20 protein-coding genes are annotated in these 21,756 nt (G+C 70.6%); 7 read left to right on the plus strand and 13 right to left on the minus strand.

Annotated features, from left to right (window positions below; genetic code table 11):
- The first annotated feature begins 23 nt into the window (after positions 1 to 23).
- Genes ACIBCU_RS15010 through cseC form a run of 3 tightly spaced genes read left to right on the plus strand, consistent with a single transcriptional unit; the run spans position 24 to position 2,680 of the window.
- Positions 24 to 638 (plus strand): hypothetical protein, encoded by a 615-nt coding sequence (locus tag ACIBCU_RS15010; RefSeq protein ID WP_362927101.1) that lies wholly within the window; start codon positions 24 to 26, stop codon positions 636 to 638.
- Positions 639 to 650: 12 nt separating this feature from the next.
- A complete protein-coding gene (gene cseB / locus ACIBCU_RS15015; RefSeq protein ID WP_399231715.1) occupies positions 651 to 1,361 on the plus strand; it encodes a two-component system response regulator CseB in 711 nt (236 codons plus the stop codon).
- Positions 1,358 to 2,680, plus strand: a complete 1,323-nt coding sequence (cseC, locus tag ACIBCU_RS15020; protein WP_362927103.1) for a two-component system sensor histidine kinase CseC — start codon at positions 1,358 to 1,360, stop codon at positions 2,678 to 2,680. Before cseB ends, cseC begins: the two co-directional genes overlap by 4 nt.
- Before the next feature lie 82 nt (positions 2,681 to 2,762).
- Here the strand turns inward: cseC and ACIBCU_RS15025 are convergent, their stop codons facing one another.
- Positions 2,763 to 4,355, minus strand: coding sequence for an MDR family MFS transporter (locus tag ACIBCU_RS15025; protein WP_399231718.1), 1,593 nt, complete (start codon positions 4,353 to 4,355; stop codon positions 2,763 to 2,765).
- A 136-nt stretch (positions 4,356 to 4,491) separates the two neighbouring features.
- Here ACIBCU_RS15025 and ACIBCU_RS15030 point away from each other — a divergent pair, with 136 nt between their 5' ends.
- Positions 4,492 to 5,076, plus strand: coding sequence for a helix-turn-helix domain-containing protein (locus tag ACIBCU_RS15030; RefSeq protein ID WP_362927106.1), 585 nt, complete (start codon positions 4,492 to 4,494; stop codon positions 5,074 to 5,076).
- Between the two features lie 20 nt (positions 5,077 to 5,096).
- Here the strand turns inward: ACIBCU_RS15030 and ACIBCU_RS15035 are convergent, their stop codons facing one another.
- Positions 5,097 to 5,819, minus strand: coding sequence for a M23 family metallopeptidase (locus ACIBCU_RS15035; protein WP_362927107.1), 723 nt, complete (start codon positions 5,817 to 5,819; stop codon positions 5,097 to 5,099).
- 453 nt (positions 5,820 to 6,272) lie between these two features.
- Between ACIBCU_RS15035 and ACIBCU_RS15040 the strand changes: the two genes are divergently transcribed.
- Both ACIBCU_RS15040 and ACIBCU_RS15045 read left to right on the plus strand, forming a co-directional pair.
- On the plus strand, positions 6,273 to 6,632 hold the full coding sequence (locus ACIBCU_RS15040) for a trypco2 family protein (protein ID WP_399231720.1): 360 nt from the start codon (positions 6,273 to 6,275) through the stop codon (positions 6,630 to 6,632).
- Positions 6,629 to 9,889 (plus strand): NACHT domain-containing protein, encoded by a 3,261-nt coding sequence (locus ACIBCU_RS15045; RefSeq protein WP_399231722.1) that lies wholly within the window; start codon positions 6,629 to 6,631, stop codon positions 9,887 to 9,889. Before ACIBCU_RS15040 ends, ACIBCU_RS15045 begins: the two co-directional genes overlap by 4 nt.
- Before the next feature lie 78 nt (positions 9,890 to 9,967).
- Here the strand turns inward: ACIBCU_RS15045 and ACIBCU_RS15050 are convergent, their stop codons facing one another.
- Positions 9,968 to 12,493 (minus strand): ATP-dependent Clp protease ATP-binding subunit, encoded by a 2,526-nt coding sequence (locus ACIBCU_RS15050; protein ID WP_099173600.1) that lies wholly within the window; start codon positions 12,491 to 12,493, stop codon positions 9,968 to 9,970.
- Positions 12,494 to 12,922: 429 nt separating this feature from the next.
- Here ACIBCU_RS15050 and ACIBCU_RS15055 point away from each other — a divergent pair, with 429 nt between their 5' ends.
- A complete protein-coding gene (locus ACIBCU_RS15055; protein ID WP_362927109.1) occupies positions 12,923 to 13,507 on the plus strand; it encodes an SCO3374 family protein in 585 nt (194 codons plus the stop codon).
- Here the strand turns inward: ACIBCU_RS15055 and ACIBCU_RS15060 are convergent.
- From ACIBCU_RS15060 to ACIBCU_RS15105, 10 genes are all read right to left on the minus strand, one after another.
- Positions 13,486 to 13,821, minus strand: a complete 336-nt coding sequence (locus ACIBCU_RS15060; protein ID WP_362927110.1) for an Lsr2 family protein — start codon at positions 13,819 to 13,821, stop codon at positions 13,486 to 13,488. The two genes, ACIBCU_RS15055 and ACIBCU_RS15060, sit on opposite strands and share 22 nt — an antisense overlap.
- Positions 13,822 to 13,965: 144 nt before the next feature.
- Complete coding sequence (locus ACIBCU_RS15065) at positions 13,966 to 14,463, minus strand: amino-acid N-acetyltransferase (protein WP_104791746.1); 498 nt, start codon at positions 14,461 to 14,463, stop codon at positions 13,966 to 13,968.
- A 129-nt stretch (positions 14,464 to 14,592) separates the two neighbouring features.
- Positions 14,593 to 15,027 (minus strand): BlaI/MecI/CopY family transcriptional regulator, encoded by a 435-nt coding sequence (locus tag ACIBCU_RS15070; protein ID WP_362927111.1) that lies wholly within the window; start codon positions 15,025 to 15,027, stop codon positions 14,593 to 14,595.
- Positions 15,028 to 15,128: 101 nt separating this feature from the next.
- Complete coding sequence (locus ACIBCU_RS15075; RefSeq protein WP_104786906.1) at positions 15,129 to 15,308, minus strand: hypothetical protein; 180 nt, start codon at positions 15,306 to 15,308, stop codon at positions 15,129 to 15,131.
- A 65-nt stretch (positions 15,309 to 15,373) separates the two neighbouring features.
- A complete protein-coding gene (locus ACIBCU_RS15080; RefSeq protein WP_362927374.1) occupies positions 15,374 to 15,970 on the minus strand; it encodes a hypothetical protein in 597 nt (198 codons plus the stop codon).
- Between the two features lie 140 nt (positions 15,971 to 16,110).
- Entirely contained in the window at positions 16,111 to 16,908 is a 798-nt protein-coding gene (locus ACIBCU_RS15085) for a type III pantothenate kinase (RefSeq protein WP_031091045.1), read from the minus strand.
- A complete protein-coding gene (nadC, locus tag ACIBCU_RS15090) occupies positions 16,908 to 17,957 on the minus strand; it encodes a carboxylating nicotinate-nucleotide diphosphorylase (RefSeq protein WP_399231726.1) in 1,050 nt (349 codons plus the stop codon). The genes ACIBCU_RS15085 and nadC overlap by 1 nt, the downstream gene beginning before the upstream one ends.
- A gap of 2 nt (positions 17,958 to 17,959) precedes the next feature.
- Positions 17,960 to 19,726: an L-aspartate oxidase gene (locus ACIBCU_RS15095; RefSeq protein ID WP_362927113.1), complete on the minus strand. Its 1,767-nt coding sequence runs from the start codon at positions 19,724 to 19,726 to the stop codon at positions 17,960 to 17,962.
- The gene (gene panC / locus ACIBCU_RS15100; RefSeq protein WP_362927114.1) at positions 19,723 to 20,736 is read right to left on the minus strand and encodes a pantoate--beta-alanine ligase; all 1,014 of its coding nucleotides are present in this window, start codon (positions 20,734 to 20,736) and stop codon (positions 19,723 to 19,725) included. Before panC ends, ACIBCU_RS15095 begins: the two co-directional genes overlap by 4 nt.
- The gene (locus ACIBCU_RS15105; protein ID WP_104786914.1) at positions 20,733 to 21,707 is read right to left on the minus strand and encodes a Rossmann-like and DUF2520 domain-containing protein; all 975 of its coding nucleotides are present in this window, start codon (positions 21,705 to 21,707) and stop codon (positions 20,733 to 20,735) included. Before ACIBCU_RS15105 ends, panC begins: the two co-directional genes overlap by 4 nt.
- Positions 21,708 to 21,756: the final 49 nt, after the last annotated feature.

The raw sequence follows: 21,756 nt of genomic DNA on the forward strand, positions 1-21,756 counted from the left end.
GCCTCGCGGCGGGGAGCACGGCGGTGGCCGGGCTCGCCGCCTTCGGGCTGTTGTGCGCCGGCTGTTCCGCCGGAGGCACGGGCACGCGTGACGAGGGACCGGCGAGCACCCAGCAGGTCGCCCGGGCCACGCCGTCGAGCGCGGCGGGGCCCAGCGGGACGGCGAAGCCCTCCCCGCGGGTGAACGCCGTGATGCTCGTCAAGAGCGACCCGAAGGTGAGCCGACAGCTCAAGGACGACCTGAAGCCCTGCACCGGGGACGAGTATCCGGTCGACACCTCGTACGGCTCGCTCACCGGCGGCGCGGAGACCGATGTCGTGGTCAACGTGATGACCTGCGGTGATTCGGTGGGAGTCGGGACGTATGTCTACCAGCGGCAGGCAGACGGTACGTACGGGAACGTCTTCGCCGCCGAGGTGCCCGCGGTGTACGGCACCATCGACCGGGGTGACCTGGTCGTGACGACGCAGGTGTACGGGTCGAAGGACTCGGTCACGTACCCCTCGGGCGAGGACGTCATCACGTACCACTGGACCGCGAGCCGGTTCACCGAGACCGACCGGGTGCACAACGATTTCAACCGGGCCGTCGGCAGCGGGGAGGGCGCTCTCCCCGCACCGCAGACGGCGCAGAACTGAGAGCCGCCCGCCATGGCCGATACCCATGTCCTCTTCGTCGAGGACGACGACGTCATCCGTGAGGCCACCCAGCTCGCACTGGAGCGGGTCGGCTTCACGGTCACCGCGGTGCCCGACGGCCTGCTGGGCCTGGAGTCCTTCCGGGCGGACCGTCCGGACATCGCGCTGCTGGATGTGATGGTGCCGGGCCTCGACGGCGTCAGCCTGTGCCGGCGCATCCGCGACGAGTCGACCGTGCCCGTGATCATGCTGTCGGCGCGCGCCGACGCGATCGATGTGGTGCTCGGCCTGGAGGCGGGGGCCGACGACTACGTCACCAAGCCGTTCGACGGGGCGGTGCTCGTCGCCCGCATCCGCGCCGTGCTGCGGCGCTTCGGCCACGCCGCCGGCTCGGGCGGGGCGCCCGACGGGACCGGTGGCGCGCAGGACCAGGCGAGCGGTGTGCTGGTCTTCGGCGACGTGGAGATCGACACGGAGGGCATGGAGGTACGCCGAGGGGGCGCGCACGTGGGTCTGACACCGACGGAGATGCGGCTGCTGCTGGAGTTCTCCTCGGCGCCCGGCACCGTGCTCTCCCGGGACAGGCTGCTGGAGCGGGTCTGGGACTACGGCTGGGGCGGGGACACCCGCGTCGTCGACGTCCATGTGCAGCGGCTGCGCACCAAGATCGGGCAGGACCGGATCGAGACGGTCCGCGGCTTCGGCTACAAGCTGCGCGCATGAGGCGGCTGGCGCTGCGGACCGGGGTCCGCTGGAAGATCAGCATCGCGATCGCCGCGGTCGGCGCGCTCATCGCGCTGGCGCTGAGCCTCGTCGTCCACAACGCGGCCCGTGTCTCGATGCTGGAGAACGCGCGCGAGGTGCAGCTGGAGCGACTGCTGTTCGCCCAGCGGCTGTACGAGGCGACGAACACGCAGAAGCCGTCGCCGAAGTTCGGCGCCAAGATCAACGACCCGTCGCTGCCCGAGAGCCTGCGCAGCCAGATCCAGGACAACAGGCGCGCCACCCATGTCGACGAGTACGACGACGGGGTGCCCGACGTCTGGGCGGCCGTCCCCCTGGCCAACGGCGACGTCCTGTCCCTGCACACGCGCTTCGCCGACCGCAGCGCCACGGTCATGGGCGACCTGGACAGGGCCCTGATCATCGGCTCGGTCTCGGTCGTCTTCGGCGGCTGCGCGCTGGGCGTCCTGATCGGCGGCCAGCTGTCCCGGAGGCTCCGCAAAGCGGCCGCAGCGGCCGGCAAGGTCGCCCAGGGCCATACGGAGGTACGCGTACGGGAGGCGGTCGGCGGGGTCGTACGGGACGAGACCGACGAGCTGGCCCGGGCGGTGGACGCGCTCACGGACGCGCTGAACGAGCGGATCGAGGCGGAGCGCCGGGTCACCGCCGACATCGCGCACGAGCTGCGCACCCCGGTGACCGGGCTGCTCACGGCGGCCGAGCTGCTCCCCCCGGGACGGCCCACGGAGCTCGTACGGGACCGGGCGCAGGCGATGCGGACCCTGGTCGAGGACGTCCTGGAGGTGGCCACGCTGGACGGCGCCTCGGAGCGTGCCGAGCTCCAGGAGCTGCAGCTCGGCGAATTCGTCAGCCGGCGGGTCCGGCTGCTCGATCCGGAGATCACGGTCCGGGTGGTGCACGAGTCCTGGGTGTCCACGGATCCGCGGCGGCTGGAACGCATCCTGGGCAATCTGCTGGGGAACGCCGCCAAGCACGGGGCGGCCCCGGTCGAGGTCACGGTCGAGGGCCGGGTGGTGCGGGTCCGCGATCACGGGCCCGGGTTCCCCGAGGCGCTGCTGCGGGAGGGGCCGAGCCGGTTCCGTACCGGGAGCAGCGACAGGTCCGGGCGCGGCCACGGCCTGGGGCTGACCATCGCCGCGGGGCAGGCGCGGGTGCTGGGGGCGAGGCTGACGTTCCGCAACGCGGGGCCCGCCGGGAGCGGGGACACCGGCGGTGCGGTCGCCGTGCTGTGGCTGCCCGAACACGCGCCGACGAACACCGGAAGTTTCCCCGTCCTGCGGCAGGCGGAATCGGGCTGACGGTACGCGGAACCGGGCTGACGGGAGAGGGGTGGGCCCCGGGGACGAGGCGTCTCCGGGGCCCACCCCTGTCAGGGGCCGCTCAGGCGCTCTGCGGCGCCTTGGCCGCCGCGGGCCGGGCGGGCGCCGACCCGTCACCGTCCGAGGGAGCGTCCGGCATCGCGGTGCCGCGCAACGGGACCTCCTTGACGAACAGCGCCGCCACGAGGGCCACCACCGCGACCGAGCCGCCCACCAGGAAGGCGATGTGGGTGCCGGAGGCCACCGCGTACTCGTACGCCTCACGCATCGCGGCCGGCAGCTTCGCCAGGCTCGCCGCGTCCAGCTGTGCGGACCTCTCGGTGGCTCCCCCGCCGCCGCGTGCCGCCATCTCGTCCTGCACACGGCCGGTGAACAGGGCGCCCATGATCGCGACACCGAAGGAGCTGCCGAGCGTGCGGAAGAGCGTGGTCGTGGACGAGGCCACGCCCATGTCCTTGAGCTCGACGCTGTTCTGGGCGACGAGCATCGTGATCTGCATCAGGAAGCCCATGCCCGCACCGAGCACCGCCATGTAGATGCCGGACGTCAGGCGCGTGGTGCCGGTGTCCATGACGGAGAGCAGGAACAGACCGGCGACCATCAGGATGCTGCCCACGATCGGGAAGATCTTGTACTTGCCGGTGCTGGTGGTGATCCGGCCGGCGACCAGCGAGACGATCATCATCGCGAGCAGCATGGGCAGGAGCAGCAGTCCGGAGTTGGTCGCGGACGCGCCCTGGACCGACTGCTGGAACAGCGGCAGGAAGAGCACCGCGCCGAACATCACGAAGCCCGCCATGAAGCCGACCAGGGACATGAGGGTGAAGTTGCGGTTGCGGAAGATGTGGAGCGGGACGATCGGTTCGGCGGCCTTCGTCTCGACGAAGAGGAAGCCGACGAGGGAGGCGACGCCGAGCGCGATGAGCTCCATGATCACGGCTGAGCCCCAGGCGTACTCCGTACCGCCCCAGGTGGTGACCAGCACGATCGCGGTGATGCCGACGGTGAGGAGCGCGGCGCCCAGGTAGTCGACCTTCGCCTTCCGGCGCTCCTTGCGGGGGAGGTGCAGCACGGCGGTGACCATGGCGAGCGCGACGGCGCCGAGGGGCAGATTGATGTAGAAGCTCCAGCGCCAGCCCAGGTGGTCGGTGATGGTGCCGCCGACCAGCGGTCCGCCGATCATGGCGATCGCCATCACGCCGGCCATCATGCCCTGGTACTTGCCGCGCTCCCGGGGCGGTACGAGATCGCCGATGATGGCCATGACGCCCACCATGAGGCCACCCGCTCCGAGGCCCTGGACGGCCCGGAATCCGATCAGCTGGCTCATGTCCTGGGACATTCCGCTCAGCACCGAGCCGATCAGGAAGATCACGATGGACGTGAGGAAGATGCCCTTGCGTCCGTACATGTCGCCGAGCTTGCCCCAGATGGGCGTGGAGGCCGCGGTGGCCAGGGTGTAGGCGGTGACCACCCAGGACAGGTGCTCCATTCCGCCCAGATCGCCGACGATGGTGGGCATCGCGGTGCCCACGATCAGGTTGTCGAGCATGGCCAGCAGCATCGCGATCATCAGCGCGAGGACCACCACCCGGACACTGCGCGGCTGTGGTTCCGCTTTCCCGCCCGCCGTCGCTTTCTTGAGTTCCGCCATACCGTCCGCTCCCCTGATCCCCTGATGCCCCGTCTGCCGCCGATCCGGCACTTACTTGCCGCCCGGCTAGTTGGCTACACTGAGGAAAAGTAGACCCTAACTAGCCGGGCGTCAAGTAAGTTATCGGGAGAGTCGAATGAGCAGCACGCCGCAGCCGCGCCGGGGCAACACCCGCCAGCGCATCCAGGACGTCGCTCTGAAGCTCTTCGCCGAGCAGGGTTACGAGAAGACCTCGCTCCGCGAGATCGCCGAGCAGTTGCATGTCACCAAGGCGGCGCTCTACTACCACTTCAAGACCAAGGAAGACATCCTCGTCAGCATCTTCGAGGATCTGAACAGGCCTGTGGAGGAGATCGTCGCCTGGGGCCAGGGGCAGCCGCGCACCCTGGAGACGAAGAAGGAGATCCTGGTCCGCTACAGCGAGGCGCTCAAGGCGGCGGCGCCGCTCTTCGTCTTCATGCAGGAGAACCAGGCGACGGTGCGCGAGCTCAGCATCGGCCACACCATGAAGCACCGGGTCCTGGCCCTGGTGGATCTGATCAAGGATCCCGACGCCCCGCTCACCGATCAGGTGCGCTGCTTCACCGCGCTCTTCGCGATGCATGCCGGGATGATGGCCCTCAAAGACGCCGAAGGCGACCCCGACGAGAAGCGCAAGGCTGCTCTCGAGGTCGCCGTCGAGCTGGTGACCAGGGCCCATGACCCGGGGCCCGCCGCTTAGCGGCTACGGGGAGTCGTGCGTCAGATCTTGACGTGCACGGACTTCAGGTACGAGACCGGGTTCAGCGCAGAACCGTAGTCGGGCGAGGTGCGGATCTCGAAGTGGAGGTGCGGGCCGCTGGAGTTACCGGTGTTGCCGGACCTGGCGATCTCGTCGCCCGTCTTCACACGGTCACCGACGTTGACCTCGATCTTCGACAGGTGCGCGTACTGCGAGTACTTGCCGTTGGCGTGCTTGATCACGATGGCGTTGCCGTACGCGGGACCGTCGCCGCCGCCGTTCGGGCCGGCCTTGACCACCCGGCCGGTGTGCGCGGCCTCGACCTTGGTGCCGATCGGCACCGCGAAGTCCTGGCCGGAGTGCTTGTGGGCCCAGCGGTCGCCGCCGGTGCCGTAGCTGGCGCTCAGGACGTAGTGGTCGACCGGGGCCTCCCACGAGGCGGCCTTCTTCTTGGCCGCGGCCTTCTTCTTCGCGGCCGCCTTCTTGTCGGCCTCGGCCTTCTCGGCCTTGTCGGCCTTCGCCTTCGCGGCGGCCTTGCTCTGGGCGGTCGCCTGCTGGGCGACGGAGTCCGCGGTGGCCGCGCCGGCGAGGGCCGCGGTGTCCGCGGTGCCCGTCGTGCCGGACGCGAACGCCGCGCCCGCACCGAACACCATCGACGCACCCAGGCCGGCGGCCACGACGGCGCCACTGACGCGGGGCATGGACGGGCGGCGGGAGTGCTGGAACGTAACGCGCTTCGACATGCGGGGAGAACCTCCGGGGTGACTGGACCCGGTGCTCGACCGGGCTTGCTCCACCTTGGTAACCCGCACCCCCGACAACACTCAAACACCCCATCTACGATCAAAAGCCGTAGCCGAGTGGGTGGGAATTCATCGCGGCCACCCACCCGGAGACCGCGGACGATCACTCGGGTTATTTTTCGCGAAGCAGGTTTAACCCCAGCCCCAAAGGCACCCTTCCGGGACATGAACCAGCAATACGGTCATATTCACCCAAACGCCGAAAGGCTCCTCACGGGTGGGCCGAAGGTCCCACGGCCGCCCACCCCGACTTCTCCGAAGGTGCCTAGTAGGCCTCCGAGGGCCTGTGCGCCTTGTCACCGCCGGCGGGCCGGAAGCCTGCCCGTTTCGGGACCTTCGGCCCCCGCCCTGGCTACGCTGTCCGGGCACACGCCCAGAACCCCGGGGGGACAGATGGACGACGACACCACCCATGACCTCGACGGCATCGAGCTCGCCGACGCCGTCGAGTCGATCCGCAACCAGCTCGTCGACGCCGCGGCCCGGGCCACCGGCAGGCCCCTCGCCTTCTCCGTCGGCGACATCCAGATGGAGTTCACCCTCGAACTCCGCAGGGAGCACAAGGCGGGCGGCAAGGTGAAGGCCTGGGTCGTCGAGGCGGGCGCCGACACCTCGCGCTCCACCGGCCGCACGCACAAGGTCGGCTTCACCCTGACCCCGCACAACGCCGTGACCGGTGAGGCATGGGAGATCGGGGACGAGGAGGCGGGGAGCACCGCGCACTTCGGTGACAGCGGCACGGCAGGGTCGTGAGAGCGCTGCAGCCGGCGGACCGCACGGTCGTCGTCTCCGGCGCCCTCCAGGGCAGCGGGGTGCTGCTCACCGACCGGCTGGTGCTGACCTGCGCCCATGTGGTCAAGAGCAGCAACGGGTGCCACCTCGCGCACCCGGACGTCACCGGCCCGGTCCCGGCGACGGTGGCCTGGATCGACCACGACCTCGACGCCGCCCTGCTCCAGACCGCGAGCCCGGTCCTTCCGGTGGGCCCGGCCCGGCTCGGCCTGGTGGACACCAGGCAGGCGCTGACCGAATGCGAGATCACCGGGTTCCCCCACATCCAGCGGTACGGCGCCGAGAAGCACGCGGAGGCGGACCAGTACACCGCGACGGTCCTGCCCATGGCAGGCCGGATGCGCAACCTGCTGGTCTGCGACCTCGACGGGCCCCCGGTCATCCGGTCCGACCAGGCACCGTCCGTGCTCGCGGGGCTCTCCGGCGGCCCCGTCTTCGCGGGGGACGTCCTGCTCGGGATCGCCCGCCAGATCCCCCGGCAGCGGGGCGGCAGACGGGTCGAATGCGTACCGCTCGGCCCTGTGGTGACGGCGAAGCCGTTCCGGCTGGTCTACGAACAGAGCGGCCCCCGGCTCCGCCACGAGAAGGTCCACGGGCACTTCCCGCGGGACCTCCGGTACGAGGAGGAGTACGCGGCCTCCATCGGGGCCGCGTACCGGCGTACGAAGATCTTCGGGCTGGACGAGCTGGGCCGGCACGACTCGGAGTGGGACCTGGACACGGCCTATCTGAGCCTGGAGGCGCAGTCCCAGTCCTCGTCGGCCCAGGCACCGGGCCGTCAACGTGTGGACGCGCTCCTCGCCGACCGCCCCCGGGTCCTGCTCCGGGGCGATGCGGGCGCCGGGAAGACCACGCTGCTCTGGTGGCTGGCCGCCCATACATCGGCCCACACCCTCAGTGGCGCGCTGGAGCCGCTGAACGGGCTGATCCCCTTCGTGGTCCCGCTACGGACGGTGCGCGCCCGGGGCAGCACTTTTCCCGGCCCCGCCCAGCTGTCGGACGCCGCCGGACTGGCGGTCGACCGGGCCCCGGAAGGGTGGGCGGGCCGTGTGCTGGAGGCGGGCAGGGCGCTCCTGCTGGTCGACGGCCTGGACGAGGTGCCGCCGGAGGACCGCGAGCAGGCCCACGCGTGGCTCTCCCAGCTACTGCGCCGCTACCCGGAGACGCGCTGCCTCGCCACCGTCCGCCCGCTCGCCGTGGAACCGGACTGGCTCAGCTCCGAGGGTTTCGAGGAACTCCGGCTGCTGCCGATGCGGAACGAGGACATCCAGTCGTTCGTGACCTCGTGGCATCAGGCGGCCCGGCTGGAGAGCGACGACCACGAGGCACTGGCCGAGCTCGAGCGCGACCTCGCCCGACAGTTCGCCGAGAACGCTGCGCTGAGCGATCTCGCGCGCACTCCTCTGCTCTGCGCCGTGATCTGTGCCCTGCACCGCCGACGTAACGGCAGCCTCCCCGCCACCCGCTGGAAGCTCTACAACTCGTCACTGGACATGCTGCTCGGCAACCGCGACGAACGCCGCAGGATCGACAGCCCCGAGGGCATCTCGCTGGACGTGGAGGAACAGACCCAGCTGCTCCAGCGCATAGCGACCTGGCTCGTGCGGGAGGGCCAGGCGGAATTCTCCCGCGAACAGGCTTTGCACCAGGTGACCCGCACCCTGACAGGAATGGGACGCGTACGGGCACTGGGCTCGGCGGAGACCGTCCTGACCCATCTGCTGAACCGCAGCGGCCTGCTCCAGGAACGCTCGTACCACACCTACCAGTTCGCCCACCGCACCTTCCAGGACTTCCTGGCCGCCAAGGAACTCGTCGAGGACGACCATCTCAACGAGCTGCTGCAACATGCCCACGACGGACAGTGGCAGGACGTCATCCTGCTCGCCGCCGGCCACTGCGGACGCCGTCAGCTACCTGTCCTGGTGCACGGGCTGATCGATTCCGCCGCTCAGACCAGTTCCCTCGCCCGAGCCGAGCTCCACGTCCTCGCGGCGCTCTGCGCCCAGCACGCCGCCTGGCTGGACGCCACGACGGCCGATCGCGTCCGGCGCACGACAGCGGCCCTGTTCCCGCCCCGCAACTCGGTGAGGGTGGGGCTGCTGGCCCGTATGGGTCCGGACGCGCTGGCCTTTCTGCCTCACCCCCGGGACCAAGCCGAGGAGGACGAAGGACGCACCGCGGAACATGTCGTGGACCTCATCAGCCACATCGGCGGAGCCGACGCCGTCCCGCACGCACGGGACTGGGCTCTCGCCACCCCGGCGCTCGGCCAAGCGCTGATGAACGCCTGGGAGCGCTACCCGGCCGCGACTTACGCGTCCGAGGTCCTCACCCAGCTCGATCTGACCCGCCTGCGGGTGCGGGTCAGGAACAGGGAACAGCTGGCCGCCCTGCACCGTCTGCCCGCCGCCGACTACCTGGACCTCGTCGGGGATCTGCCGGAGCCCGAGCTCCGTACGGCCCTCCATGGCATGCATCCACGTCAGATCTGGATCCGCTCCAACGCCTGCCTGACGGATCTGTCGTTCCTGGCGGACAGCTCCGACCGGCTCACCGACTTCTTCGTCCACGCGTCCCCGGGGGTGCGCGACCTGGGTCCGCTGTCCCTTCTCGACAGCCTGGCGAACCTGACACTGCGCGGCGCCCCGCTGACTGCACCCACGCTCGCCTCTCTCGGCTCGAATCCCCGGCTCCGCTTCGTCTCACTCTCGGACCTCGCCGTGGAGCGGCTCAGCATCCTGCCGCCCCAGCCAGGTGTGGTCCACCTGAGCGTCCACACCGACGACCGTTTCGAGGTGGACTCCTTCGACGGCTGGCCCCGGCTGAGGTCTCTGGAGCTGGGTGGTGAGGCACTGGCGATCGGGCCCCTCCTCGCGGCGCTCCGCGCGGCCCCTCAGGTGACGGAGCTCGGCATGACGCTCCCGGTCCTGCCCGATCTCACCGGCAAAGGCTCGGCACCGTCCGTGACGGCGCTCTCACTGTCCCGCCTCAGCCCGACGTCCTTCACCACGGACCGCCTCGAACAGCTGCCGCCGGCCTTCCCGTCACTGCGCGAACTGACTCTGTCGATGTCGCGGGCATCGGAGACGTCCTGGCCACCGGAAGCCCCGGTCGTCGACCTCTCGCCGCTGCGGGACCTGTCCGGGCTCAGCATCACCATCACCGGCAGCACCCAGGTGGCCGGGGCGGAGGGCCTCGACGTGAGACGGCTGTGAAGCCGGGACGGAAAAGGGGCTGCCCCGGACCGAAACCGGTCCGGGGCAGCCCCTGTCGACGCTGAGGCGCTACGCGCCCTACGCCTCCTTCGTCAGGTTCGGGCCGCCGCCCGCTGCCTGCTCGATCGGCGGGACGTCGGGCAGAGCCGACTTCTCCTCGCCGCGGAACGAGAACTTCTTCTCGTCCCCTTCGCCCTCGGTGCCCACGACCACGATGTGACCGGGACGCAGCTCGCCGAAGAGGATCTTCTCCGAGAGGATGTCCTCGATCTCGCGCTGGATCGTCCGGCGCAGCGGCCGGGCACCCATCACGGGGTCGTAGCCCTTCTTCGCGAGGAGCGACTTGGCCTCGGCACTCAGCTCGATGCCCATGTCGCGGTCCTTCAGACGCTCATCCACCTTGGCGACCATGAGGTCGACGATCTGGATGATGTCTTCCTCGGTGAGCTGGTGGAAGACCACCGTGTCGTCGACACGGTTGAGGAACTCAGGCCGGAAGTGCTGCTTGAGCTCGTCGTTGACCTTGACCTTCATGCGCTCGTAGTTCGTCTTGACGTCGCCCTGGGCGGCGAAGCCCAGGTTGAAGCCCTTCGAGATGTCCCTGGTCCCGAGGTTGGTCGTCATGATGATGACCGTGTTCTTGAAGTCCACGACCCGGCCCTGGGAGTCGGTCAGACGACCGTCTTCCAGAATCTGGAGCAGGGAATTGAAGATATCGGGGTGGGCCTTCTCGACCTCGTCGAAGAGGACGACGGAGAACGGCTTGCGGCGCACCTTCTCGGTGAGCTGGCCACCCTCTTCGTAGCCCACGTAACCGGGGGGCGAACCGAAGAGGCGGGAAACCGTGTGCTTCTCGCTGAACTCCGACATGTCGAGGGAGATCAGCGCGTCCTCGTCGCCGAAGAGGAATTCGGCGAGCGTCTTGGAGAGCTCCGTCTTACCGACACCGGACGGACCGGCGAAGATGAACGAGCCACCGGGGCGCTTCGGGTCCTTCAGACCGGCTCGCGTACGGCGGATCGCCTGCGAGAGGGCCTTGATGGCGTCCTTCTGGCCGATGACGCGCTTGTGGAGCTCGTCCTCCATGCGCAGCAGACGCGAGGACTCCTCCTCGGTCAGCTTGAAGACGGGGATGCCGGTGGCGGTCGCGAGGACTTCGGCGATGAGCTCGCCGTCGACCTCGGCGACGACGTCCATGTCGCCGGCCTTCCACTCCTTCTCCCGCTTGGTCTTCGCCGCCAGCAGCTGCTTCTCCTTGTCGCGGAGCGAAGCTGCCTTCTCGAAGTCCTGGGAGTCGATCGCCGACTCCTTGTCACGGCGGACGCCCGCGATCTTCTCGTCGAACTCGCGGAGGTCCGGCGGCGCGGTCATCCGGCGGATGCGCATCCGGGAGCCGGCCTCGTCGATCAGGTCGATCGCCTTGTCCGGCAGGAAGCGGTCCGAGATGTAGCGGTCGGCCAGGGTGGCGGCCTGGACCAGCGCCTCGTCCGTGATGGAGACCCTGTGGTGGGCCTCGTAACGGTCGCGCAGACCCTTGAGGATCTCGATGGTGTGCGGCAGCGACGGCTCCGCGACCTGGATGGGCTGGAAGCGGCGCTCGAGCGCTGCGTCCTTCTCCAGGTGCTTGCGGTACTCGTCGAGCGTCGTGGCACCGATGGTCTGGAGCTCGCCTCGCGCCAGCATGGGCTTGAGGATGCTCGCCGCGTCGATCGCGCCCTCGGCGGCGCCCGCACCCACCAGGGTGTGGAGCTCGTCGATGAACAGGATGATGTCGCCGCGGGTGCGGATCTCCTTGAGGACCTTCTTCAGGCGCTCCTCGAAGTCACCTCGGTAGCGGGAACCCGCCACCAGGGCGCCGAGGTCCAGGGTGTAGAGGTGCTTGTCCTTGAGGGTCTCGGGCACCTCGCCCTTGACGATGGCCTGGGCCAGGCCCTCGACGACCGCCGTCTTGCCGACGCCGGGCTCGCCGATGAGAACCGGGTTGTTCTTGGTACGGCGGGACAGCACCTGCATGACCCGCTCGATCTCCTTCTCGCGCCCGATGACCGGGTCGAGCTTGGACTCACGAGCGGCCTGGGTGAGATTCCGGCCGAACTGGTCGAGCACCAGGGAAGTGGAGGGCGTGCCCTCCGCGGGGCCGCCCGCAGTGGCCGCCTCCTTGCCTCCCGAGTACCCGGAGAGCAGCTGGATGACCTGCTGCCGCACCCGGTTCAGGTCGGCGCCCAGCTTCACGAGGACCTGGGCCGCGACGCCCTCGCCCTCGCGGATCAGGCCGAGCAGGATGTGCTCGGTGCCGATGTAGTTGTGGCCGAGCTGAAGAGCCTCGCGGAGCGACAGCTCCAGGACCTTCTTGGCCCGGGGAGTGAAGGGGATGTGCCCGGACGGGGCCTGCTGGCCCTGACCGATGATCTCCTCCACCTGCTGGCGGACCGCCTCGAGCGAAATCCCGAGGCTCTCCAGGGCCTTAGCGGCGACACCCTCACCCTCGTGGATCAGGCCCAGGAGGATGTGCTCGGTGCCGATGTAGTTGTGGTTGAGCATCCGGGCTTCTTCCTGAGCCAGGACGACAACCCGCCGCGCGCGGTCGGTGAACCTCTCGAACATCGTTAATCGCTCCTCAGAGCGGTCAGGCAGTAAGGGGTCGGTCCCCTCCCTGTCCTTCCGCAGCTTAGTCCCGCAAGCGGGGACCGCTCATTTCAACTGCCGACACCCGTCGATGGCCTCCTGCCCCGAACGCCGACAACTGCTCCAACCCGATGGTGCGAGACGATGTTCCCGCAGGCCAGGCAGATAGCCCTTTCGCCAGTACGCCGATGGCGAACGTGAGACGTTTTTGCCCGCGTGTCGCCCCTTCCCACTAGGGATGTCTTACCCGCACTCACTGACAGTCCATGCGGCGCACCCCCGTTTCCTCCGCTACGGGCGAACAACTTCGCGCCGCCGGGGGCTTCCGCACGCCCCCCTGTCGCACACGCAGAGCAGTCGATCATGGACGGTGCGTAACTCCGGGGTCCGTTCGGCGGTTCATCGGACATGGCTTTCCTCGTCCCGCCTCCCCGCTCGTCGCCGGAATCCGGCGACCGCGCTCAGTGGTACGCCCGTGAACTCGACTGGGCCACGACGGACACATCGCCGGTCCGGCTGCTGACGGGGCTGCGCTTCGACGTCCTGGAGCTGCCCGCCTCGGCGGGGCACGCGGTGCTGCGCCGGGTCGGGCGCACCGGCCCGGTGGCGCTGGCGGGGCAGCGGATGCGGCTGCTGGTGGCAACGGGCAGCGCAGACGAACTGCCGGGTCTGCTGGACTGGCTGGAGTGGGGCGGAATCGCCCTCGACCTGTCCGCCCTCGGCACGGGTGGGCACATCACTGCCCCGGTGCCGCCCGGCGGGGCGGTGGGCTCGCCGGGGACCGCGGTCTGGCTGCGGCCCCCCGGATCGCGCCAGGAGGTGGAACGGTCACTCCCGGCCCTCGGCGGCCTCGGGAGCAGCGGTGGGGATGCTCCCGACCTCGTACGACTCGTGGACGCGGCGGCGACGGAATGCCACCGGGCCAGACTCGCTCATGCCCGGACGCACCTGTGGACCCATCGGCCGACAGGTCAGCCGTTCGCCTTCTCGTAAGCCTCACGGATCTCGGCGGGAACGCGGCCGCGGTCATTCACGTTGTGGCCGTTCTCGCGCGCCCACCTACGGATCTCGGCCGTGTCCTTGTTGCCACCGGTAACGGCGCGGCCCTTGCCACGGCCGGTCGCGGCACGGCCGCCGGTGCGGCGTCCGCTCTTGGTGTACGGCTCAAGAAGACCACGGAGCTTGTCCGCGTTGGTCGTGGTGAGGTCGATCTCGTACGTCTTGCCATCCAGAGCGAACGTCACGGTCTCGTCCGCCTCGACTCCGTCGAGGTCATCAACAAGAAGGACCTGAACCTTCTGTGCCACCGGATTTCCTTTCATCGAAAATGCAGTACGCGGAAAGGAAACCGCTTTTCCCCGGAAAACACAAACCCCTGGGAGAGGTTCAGGAGCGCAAGAGCGCGGGAAACATGCGCGATTCGGACATAGGGTTCCGGCATCTTCCGCCGTTCACAGGTGCAGAAGCATCCGGCTGTTGCCCAAGGTGTTCGGCTTCACTCGTTCGAGACCCAGGAACTCGGCGACACCCTCGTCATAGGAACGCAGCAGCTCGCTGTAGACATCTCCGTCGACCGGCGTCTCTCCGATCTCGGTGAAGCCGTGCGCGGCGAAGAAGTCGACTTCGAACGTGAGACAGAAAACCCGGCGGACACCGAGCCAGCGCGCGGTCTGCAAGAGCTTGTCCAGGACCTGGTGCCCGACTCCGGCGCCCTTGATGGCGTGGTCGACGGCGAGAGTGCGCACTTCGGCGAGGTCTTCCCACATCACGTGGAGTGCGCCGCAGCCGATGACACGGGCGTCCTCGTCGCGTTCGGCGACCCAGAACTCCTGGATGTCCTCGTAAAGCGTCACCGTCGCTTTGTCGAGCAGGATGCCTTCGGAGACGTAGCCGTCAAGGAGTCCGCGGACGGACGCCACATCACTGGTCCTGGCGCGGCGGACGGTGATGGCCGGTCTATTTACCGACGGGCCGGTATGAACATCTGCGCGAGATCCCGTTTCCGGACCGGTACGATCTCCGGTTTGCGTCTCGGTAGGGTGCTCGGTCTGCGACTGCTCTGGGGACATCCCCCGACGCTATCGCCCGCTCTCCGGCGGCGCCTCATCGGCCGGGGCCCCGTCATCGGGCCGGCTCTCGGCCGGTTCGGGGAAGGTGGGCGCCACGACGCGCATCGCATCCCGGAGAGCTTCGCGCTGCTCCGCGGACATCATGCCGAAGAACGCGACCAGTGCGGCCGCGGGGTTGTCACTCTGCGACCATGCTTCGTTCATCAGTGCGGCCGCGTATGCGGCGCGGGTGGAGACGGCCGTATATCGATATGCCCGGCCATCCACTTCCCGGCGTACCCAGCCCTTCTGATGGAGATTGTCCATTACCGTCATGACGGTCGTGTACGCGATGGACCGTTCCTGTTGAAGGTCCTCGAGAACTTCCCGCACGGTGACCGGGCGGTTCCATTGCCAGACCCGTGTCATCACGGTGTCTTCCAGCTCTCCCAATTGGCGAGGCACAGCGTCACCTTAGTGCTAGATGTCTGGAATGGGATAATTCAGGGACGAAAAAAGGGCGCACGGCTCCGGGGAGCCGTGCGCCCTTCATGCTCGGGCCCGGGTCAGGCGCCCTCGGGCCTCGGAGCCTGCCGGGCCGATTCGGCGCGGGCGAGCGCCGCGTCCACCGCGGCGTCCTCCTTGGCCTTGTTCGGGCCGCCCTGGCTCTTGATGATCGTCCTGACGAGGCCGATGAAGAAGACGGCCATCACCACGGGGGGAACGAGCGCGGATACGTAGTCCATGCCGTCCAGGGTAGCGAGCCCGGCATTCCGGCCACTCCCGGGCACCCCTCAGGCGCGTCGGCGCCTCAGGACACGGCTCGTTCCTCCGCCGGCGGAGCCGGAGCCGGCCGGCGGCGGGGCGGGAAGACCTCGGACGGCTTCGGCATCGGGCGCTCGCCCGGGGCCGGCGGGCGGGCCGGCTCGGCCGGCCGCGACGGGGTCCGGGGCCGCTCGGGCTCCTTGGCCGCCGACAGGCCGCCTCGCAGGGCCAGTAGCCTGCCGCGCGGCGCGGGCGTCGTCATGGGCACCGCGCGACCGGCGAGGCGCGCCCGCACCGAGCGCTCGGCCAGCACCTGGCAGCGCTCCAGCAGGGCCGCCGCGACCGGCCCGGCGCGCAGAGCACGCAAGGCCGCGAGATCGTCCGGGCGGGGGTCGTAGCCGGCCGCCAGGGCGTCCTGGAGGAGCTCCAGATAGCCGCTGAGCGAGCCGGGGAGCGCGTCGCGGTAGCGGGCGAGATCGGCGAGGAGGAAGGCGCGCAGCCGGCCCGCCTCGCTCACCACCTCGTCCACGCTGCCCGCGAGGCGCAGACAGTCCTGGACATCCTCTTCCGGCAGGGGCGTGGGGTGGAGGGCGTTGGCGAGAGCACGTCGGAGCACCCGGAGCTCGTCCGCGCTGAACGCCATGCCGCCGCGTGATCCGTAGGGCGTGGGCATGAAGCGACAATACGTGCTAAATGGACAAAATCGGCTTAACCAACCGCTCGGCGGCGCGGCGCCGTGCTCCGCGCCGCCGAGTCGTTCCCGCAGGTGGTCGCGGGCGCGCCCTACATCCGGGCGATGTTCCGCTCGTACACGAGGCGCAGCCCGATGAGGGTCAGCCAGGGCTCGTGCTCGTCGATGACGGAGGACTCACCCAACACCATCGGAGCAAGGCCGCCGGTCGCGATGACGGTGACCTCGTCGGGGTCGGCCGCCAGCTCCTTCTTCATGCGCTCGACCACACCGTCGATCTGGCCCGCGAATCCGTAGACGATGCCGGACTGCATGGCCTCGACGGTGTTCTTGCCGATGACGCTGCGGGGCCGCGCCAGCTCGATCTTGCGGAGCTGGGCGCCCTTCACTCCGAGCGCCTCCACGGAGATCTCGATGCCCGGCGCGATCACCCCGCCCGTGTACTCGCCGCGCGCGGAGACCGCGTCGAAGGTCGTGGCCGTGCCCAGGTCGACGACGATGGCCGGGCCGCCGTAGAGCTCGACCGCGGCGACCGCGTTGATGATGCGGTCCGCGCCGACCTCCTTCGGGTTGTCGGTGAGGACCGGGACGCCGGTCTTCACGCCCGGCTCCACGAGGACCGCGGGGACATCGCCGTAATAGCGGCGGGTGACCTCGCGGAGCTCGTGCAGAACGGCGGGGACGGTCGAGCAGATCGCGATGCCCTCGATGCCGTCGCCGAGCTCGACGCCGAGCAGCGGATGCATGCCCATCAGTCCCTGGAGCAGGACGGCGAGCTCGTCGGCGGTACGGCGGGCGTCGGTGGAGATCCGCCAGTGCTCGACGATCTCCTCGCCGTCGAACAGGCCGAGGACGGTGTGGGAGTTGCCCACGTCGATGGTGAGCAGCATCAGGCGTCGGCCCCGTCGGTCCCTGCCGCGGTGTCACGGAAGTCCAGGCCGATGTCGAGGATCGGGGAGGAGTGCGTGAGCGCGCCGACCGCCAGGTAGTCGACGCCGGCCTCGGCGTAGGCGCGGGCGGAGTCGAGGGTGAGCCGGCCCGAGGACTCCAGCACCGCACGGCCGCCGACGAGCGCGACCGCCTCGGCGGTCGCCGTCGGGGTGAAGTTGTCCAGCAGGATCAGGTCGGCTCCCGCTTCGAGCACCTCGCGGACCTGCTCCAGGGTGTCCACCTCGACCTCGATCGCGAGCTCCGGGTACGCCTTCCTGACCCGCTGGAACGCCTCGGCGACGCCGCCCGCCGCGATCACGTGGTTGTCCTTGACCAGTGCCGCGTCCACGAGCGACATGCGGTGGTTGACCCCGCCGCCGCAGCGCACGGCGTACTTCTCCAGGGCGCGCAGCCCCGGAGTGGTCTTGCGGGTGTCGCGGACCTCGGCCTTCGTGCCCTCGAGCACGTCGGCCCAGGCACGGGTCGCCGTCGCGATGCCGGAGAGCCTGCACAGGAGGTTGAGCGCGCTGCGCTCGCCGGTGAGCAGGTCACGGGTGCGCGTGGTCACCGTGAGCAGCTTCTGGCCGGGCGCGACGCGGTCGCCGTCCTCGACGTGGCGCTCGACCTCGAACTCGTCGGTACAGACGATGGAGAGGACGGCCTCGGCGACGCGCAGGCCCGCGACGACGCCGGCCTCACGCGCGGTGAAGTCGCCGGTCGCGACGGAGTCCTCCGGGACGGTCGCCACGGTGGTGACGTCCTCGCCTCCGTCGAGGTCCTCCTCGATCGCGACGTGGGCGATGTCCTCGACCTGCACCGGGTCCAGTCCGGCCTCCGCCAGCAGCTGGGCCAGGGCGGGGTCGAGGCCGCACTCCAGGCCGTCGGGGTCGTAGCCGTCACCGCAGCCGCAGCCGTCGCCGCAGCCACCACCGGACTCGGCGGGGGCGCCGATGTGGATCAGCGGTACGTCCACAGGTGTGGGGCGCGGATTCTCTTCGGGCGTGCTCACGGTTACGGCTCCTCGGGGGCGTCGGCGGGGCGGTTCGGGAGGCCTGCAGGCAGTGCGGAGTCTGCCGGGTCTCCGGGACGTACGGGCGGGAACGCGGAAGTGTCCGTCGTGCGGACGACGGGCCGCAGGGGCGGGTCGACGCGGACGACCAGGTGGCGGCGCCAGACGTCGTCGTCGCGCTCGGGACGGTCCTCGCGCCAGTGGCAGCCGCGGGTCTCCTCGCGCTCCCGCGCGGCGGCGACCAGCACCTGCGAGACCAGGAGAAGGTTCGTGGCCTCCCACGCGTCCACCCCGGGTACGGCGTCCTTCGCGCCGTCCTCCTCGGCGGCGGCCGCGGCGCGCTGGAGCGACTCCAGCTCCCCGGCCGCGGTGGCGAGGCTGCCGGCGGAGCGGATCACCCCGGCACCCCTGCTCATGATCCGCTGGATCGCGGTCCGCGACTCCGCGGTGAGCAGCGGGACGGTGTGGGCCGCGGCGGGCTCCTTCGCGGGGGTGCGCCGGGAGGCGGCCCCGGAATCGGTCCTGGGGCCGTCCACGATGTCAGCCGCGATGCGCTCGGCGAAGACCAGGCCCTCCAGCAGGGAGTTGGAGGCCAGCCGGTTCGCACCGTGCACCCCCGTGCAGGCGACCTCTCCGCAGGCGTACAGGCCGGGCACCGTCGTACGGCCCCGGAGGTCGGTGCGGACACCGCCCGAGGCGTAGTGCGCGGCGGGGGCCACCGGGATCGGCCGGGTGACGGGGTCGATGCCGTGCGCGCGGCAGGCGGCGAGGATCGTCGGGAAGCGCTTCTCCCACATCTCGGCGCCGAAGTGGCGGGCGTCGAGATACATGTTCTCGGTGCCCCGGAGGTGCATCTGGCGGGTGATGGCCTTGGCGACGATGTCGCGGGGGGCCAGCTCGGCCAGCTCGTGCTGCCCGAGCATGAAGCGGGTGCCGGAGGCGTCGACGAGGTGGGCGCCCTCGCCCCGTACCGCCTCGGACACGAGCGGCTGCTGGCCCTCGGAGCCGGTGCCGAGAAACAGGACGGTCGGATGGAATTGCACGAATTCGAGGTCGGATACCTCGGCGCCCGCCCGCAGCGCGAGCGCCACCCCGTCGCCCGTGGAGACCGGCGGGTTGGTGGTGGCGGAGAAGACCTGGCCCATGCCACCGGTGGCGAGCACCACGGCCGGGGCGTGGACGGCGCCCACGCCGTCGTGCTGGCCCTCGCCCATGACGTGCAGGGTGACGCCCTCCGTACGGCCTTCGGCGTCCGTGATCAGGTCCAGGACCAGGGCGTTCTCGATGATGCGCAGGGCGGCCGAACGGACCGCCTCGACCAGGGCGCGGGAGATCTCGGCACCGGTCGCGTCGCCCCCCGCGTGCGCGATACGGCGGCGGTGGTGGCCGCCCTCACGGGTCAGGGCGATCGCGCCGGTGTCGGTGGTGTCGAAGTGCGCCCCGGTGTCGATCAGCCGGCGTACGGCGTCGGGGCCCTCGGTGACCAGGGCGCGCACGGCCGTCTCGTCGCAGAGGCCGGCCCCGGCGACCAGGGTGTCGTCGAGGTGCTGCTCGGGGGTGTCGCCCTCGCCGAGCGCGGCGGCGATGCCGCCCTGCGCCCAGCGGGTCGAGCCGTCGTCGAGGCGGGCCTTGGTGACGACCACGGTCGCGAGGCCGGCCGCGGCGCAGCGCAGTGCGGTGGTGAGACCGGCCACGCCGGAGCCGACCACGACGACGTCCGCGTCGATGGCCCAGCCGGGGGCGGGGGCGGTCAGCCGTATTCCGGTCACGTGAGGGCTCCGAGGGTCAGCGGGATGTTGTCGATGAGGCGGGTGGCTCCCACCCGCGCCGCGACGACGAGGACCGCCTCGCCGCTGACGCGGTCGTCGGGCACCTCGGTGAAGTCCGCCGGGTCCACGAGCGCCACGTAGTCCAGGGCGAGCGGCACCGCTTCCTCCGCCGCCTCGTCCAGGACGGCCCGGGCGGCGGCCAGCACCGCCGCGGGCGCGACGGTCGGCCGGGCCAGCGCCACGGCCTGGGTGTCCGCGGCCGCACGGACCTCTCCGAGCTGGTTCAGGGCGGCGGCGCGGCCCTCGCGCTCGGGGACCGTCCGGGCGCGGGCGTGCAGCGTCTGCTGGGCGACCAGCCGGTCACGGGCGGCGAACAGGGCCCTGGGCAGGGCCAGCGCGGTCCGTCGCTCCTCGGCGGAGAGGAAGCGGTTGCGGCTGGAGAGCGCCAGGCCGTCGGGGTCGCGGACGGTCGGCACCGCGACGATGTCGGTGCCGAAGTTGAGATCGCGCACCATGCGGCGGACCAGCGCCAGCTGCTGGACGTCCTTCTGCCCGAAGAACGCCGCGTCCGGCCGGGTGAGGTGCAGGAGCTTGGCGACGACGGTGAGCATGCCGTCGAAGTGCCCGGGACGGGCGGCGCCTTCCAGCCGCTCGCCCATGGCGCCGGCGACGATCCTGACCTGCGGCTCGCCCCCGGGGTAGACCTCGTCCACGGAGGGGGCGAAGACCGCGTCGGCACCGGCCTCCGAGGCGACGGCGAGGTCGGCCTCCAGGGTGCGGGGGTAGCGGTCGAGGTCGGCGGCCTCGCCGAACTGGAGCGGGTTGACGAAGACGGTGACCACGACCTGGCCGTCGGGCCCTGCGGCGGCCCGCGCGGCGCGGATCAGCGTGGCGTGGCCGTCGTGCAGCGCGCCCATCGTCATCACGACGGCGCGGCGTGTCCCGGCGGCCCGGCCGAGGGCCTCCAGCTCCGCGGTGGAGCGCAGCAGGGTGGCGGGTGCGGTGTTCATCGCTTCTCCCCCGGCCCGGATGCGTCCGGACCGTGTGTTCCGTTCGTTCCGTTCACGGCGTTGCTGTCGGACAGGACGCCGAGGAGGTCCTCCGCGAACTCCGGCTTGAGCAGTCCGTGGTCGAGGGCCCGGTCGGCCGTGGCGCGCGCCATGGCGAGATATCCGGCCACCGTCTGCGGCGCGTGGGCGCGCAGCTCGCGGATGTGCGCGGACACCGTCCCCGCGTCGCCGCGGGCGACGGGGCCGGTCAGTGCCGCGTCACCGGAGCGCAGGGCGTTGTCGAGCGCGGCCCCGAGCAGGGGGCCGAGCATCCGGTCGGGCGCGCCCACGCCGGCCTTGCGGAGCAGGTCCATGGACTGCGCGACGAGGGTGACCAGGTGGTTCGCCCCGAGGGCGAGCGCCGCGTGGTAGAGCGGCCGGGACTCCTCGGCGATCCACTCCGGCTCGCCGCCCATCTCGATGACGAGCGCCTCCGCGGCGAGCCTGAGCTCCTCGGGGGCGGTCACCCCGAAGGAGCAGCCCGCCAGCCGCTGTACGTCGACGGAACTGCCGGTGAAGGTCATCGCCGGATGCAGGGCGAGCGGGAGGGCGCCGGCCCGCAGCGCGGGGTCGAGCACCTTCGTGCCGTACCGGCCGGAGGTGTGGACGAGCAGCTGGCCCGGTCGCACGGCGCCGGTCTCGGCGAGGCCCTCGACCAGGCCGGGCAGGGCGTCGTCGGGGACGGTCAGCAGCACGAGCTCGGCGCGTGCGAGGACCTCGGCGGGGGTGACCAGGGGGACGTCGGGGAGCAGTGCGGCGGCCCGGCGCACGGATGCGTCGGAGACGCCCGACACCGCGACCGGGCGGTGCCCGGCGAGCTGCAGCGAGGCGGCGAGGGCGGGGCCGACCCGTCCCGCGCCGACCACGCCGACGGTGAGACGGGCGGGGCGGTCCCTCGCGTCGAGGGCTTCCTTGGAAACTGATGCGTTCACGCGGCGATGGCCTTCCGTTCCAGTCCGCGGGGGGTACCGGACGATTCCT

The organism is Streptomyces sp. NPDC051064 (assembly GCF_044455985.1).
Taxonomy (GTDB): Bacteria; Actinomycetota; Actinomycetes; order Streptomycetales; family Streptomycetaceae; genus Streptomyces.